This is a genomic window from Microseira wollei NIES-4236, from assembly GCF_020521235.1.
Classification (GTDB): Bacteria; Cyanobacteriota; Cyanobacteriia; order Cyanobacteriales; family Aerosakkonemataceae; genus Microseira; species Microseira wollei.
The window spans coordinates 1-2,498 of the sequence record NZ_BLAY01000385.1 but is presented as its reverse complement, the minus strand read 5'-3'; the positions used below and the strand labels follow the sequence as shown (position 1 = coordinate 2,498).

The window sequence follows — 2,498 nt, the reverse complement described above, 5'->3', positions numbered from 1 at the left end:
AGTCTTTGTGACGGTGCTTGCGAAGTGAACGCCACCAGCACCGCAGATTTCTTCCTGGGCAACTTCTAAGTAGTTCAGGTCAGAGATAATCATTGTCTTTCTCCTGGTTTAAAGTTAGTTGGTTGCTTGAGCAACCTGTTGTTTGATGTTGTTAATTTAGCTATTCTAATCAGAGCTTTGTTGCCAGTTTGGCAGATTTTACTTGCTCGATTACTTTGGCTTTTTCTTCCCGAAAAAAACAGAGATTCATTAGAGATAATGAATCTAGTTCACTCTAGGAATTTGATAGTTTGGTTTTCTGAAGACAAAGAATTCTGCTAAATCTCTGCTTCAGTAGTTAAGAGACTCGTTGGCAGCTTGATTCTTCGTCTACCTAACCTAATTTGCTAGTTATACCCCTGAATTTAAAAATAGCTAATCGCCAGCTTGGTAATTGCTCATGGGAATATTTTCGGTATCTCCCATTAGCCAGCTATTAGCCATCAGCTATTAACGCAAGTTGCTGCGTTATAAACATTGGGCTTTGCTAATAGCTAATTGCTAGTAAGGGCGAACCATTTGCGCTGTTATCTTGTCAGCCAACAAGAAATATTTCTACGCTGCGCCAGCCCCTACTAATTGCTAATAGCGCCAGCTCAAAGTCAGCATTTTTCCTAATTTCTAGTAGGGGCGCAGCATTTGCGCTGTTATCTTGTCGGCCAACAAGAAATATTTCTACGCAGCGCCAGCCCCAAAAAGCCTAAAGCCGCTAGGCATGAGATAACTAGCAACTTGAGTTAGTTACAAACCCCGGTTTTAAAATTGCTAATTGCTAACTGCGATCTTGTTAAAATTTTCCCCTGGGCTATTAGCCATTAGCCATTAGCCATTAGCTATTAGCAGCCATAACGAAATAACTAACGCAAGTTGCTAGTTATAATTTGTGACATTGGTAATTGGTAATTGGTAATTGGTAATTGGATTCATTGGCAGTCTACTCTTGACAATTACCTATTACCCTCGTGACCACGGCAGAGCCTAGTAACGCCATTAATTGGTAATTGGATTCATTGGCAGTCTACTCTTGACAATTACTTATTACCCTCGTGACCACGGCAGATCCTAGCAGTCAGAAACCCGGTTTCTGAGTAGATTTCTCGCTGTATTACCCACGATTTTTCAGAGAAAGCGGGTTGCTTGAGGAGCGTCACTAAACCCACGATTTTTCCGAGAAACCGAGTAACGCCATTACCAGCGCCAAGGGATGTAACTAGCAACTTGAGTTAACTAGCAAATTGAGTTATTAGCAGTCCTAAAAAGGTAACTAGCAAATTGAGTTACATCTACTATTAACAAAGTAACAAACCTATGGGTTGCCAAATTGGCATATTTTTTACAGGACTTACGCAACTGTCACATGCGTACGCACAAAAATAAACAAGGGCGCTTAGGGGACGAAAGCTGGGCAGGGGGAGACCCTTGCCAGAAGAAGAGCGATCGGGCTGCAACTTCCCTACCCAAATAAGAATGATAATCAAGCTGAGAGGGGATGCAGCGCTGGTTTTAAGTTTGTGCTGCATCCCCATCTAAAGTTTTAATACGAAAAATGAACTATCATAACAGACATAAAATCACCGACTGGGAGAAATTCCGTGAGTTCGCCAAGGTTCATGAGGATAAAACTCAAGTCGAGATGGCAAAACTTTGGCAGGGAGAGATTAGCGATCGCACCCTCTCATATCGTGTCCGGTTGCATCGGTTGCGTTTAGCTAGCTCTTGTACCAATCGACTATATACAACCGATGCTAGCGGACTTGATATCATGGGCTGGGAAAAAAATGGGTTTTACTGGAAAAAAAAGACCTACGGCTACCGCGAGCGGGATGAAGCGAGGCGGCAGGCTTTTTTAGCTGAGTTGTCTACTCTACCCCCGTCCCTGATTGTCCGTTGAATCACCCGTAATAAAACCTGACCACATTGCCACCCAGATGATGGGGATGTAGCGAACATCCGAGATATCTTGCCGGAACAGATAACCTTACTGGTGCCGTGCCCAATCGCTCAATCGCGGGTAATCGACCGGACATGGTATGAGAGATGCGATCGAGAATGTATTGCGCCTTGCGTCCTAACCGCCTTGGCGGTCGCTATATTTTCCCCTTCACTTTTAACTAGGTTCTGTATTCGTTATAGTGGGCTTGCCGAGCAGATGCTGCTGCCTTGTTTACAGCGGATTGCCAGCTCGTCTAGGGAAAGCCTTTTGGCGCTTGTTTGTGTAGCGGCACCCTTAAGGGTGCCGCTACACAAAAAAGCCCTATGAGGTACGGCTGCAATCCGCTATAACTTCTGCTGACTGTCATAAATTTCTCGTAAACTCGTAGAAACTTCCTCAAAGTTGGGATTCAGTTCCAGGGCTTTTTGAAAGTAAACTGCGGCAGTTTCTAAATCTCCGGCTTTTTTGCGAGCATGACCCAATTTGCCATTCAATTCTGCATAATGAGCTTGTTGCTTTGGGGAGA

Annotated in this window: 2 protein-coding genes; one reads left to right on the top strand and one right to left on the bottom strand. The window is 44.0% G+C overall.

What is annotated here, in order from left to right; all coding sequences use genetic code 11:
* Positions 1–1,585 precede the first annotated feature (1,585 nt).
* Positions 1,586–1,930 carry a hypothetical protein gene (locus MiSe_RS53485; RefSeq protein ID WP_373873047.1) on the top strand — a complete coding sequence of 115 codons (345 nt, stop codon included), beginning with the start codon at positions 1,586–1,588 and terminating at the stop codon, positions 1,928–1,930.
* Positions 1,931–2,316: 386 nt separating this feature from the next.
* Here the strand turns inward: MiSe_RS53485 and MiSe_RS48525 are convergent.
* Positions 2,317–2,498, bottom strand: a 182-nt coding sequence (locus MiSe_RS48525; protein WP_226594622.1) for a tetratricopeptide repeat protein, incomplete at its 5' end; no start/stop codon positions are given.

Bases quoted from the DNA above. Each gene is read 5' to 3' on its own strand.
- MiSe_RS53485 (WP_373873047.1), top strand. From the start codon at position 1,586: ATGAACTATCATAACAGACATAAAATCACCGACTGGGAGAAATTCCGT.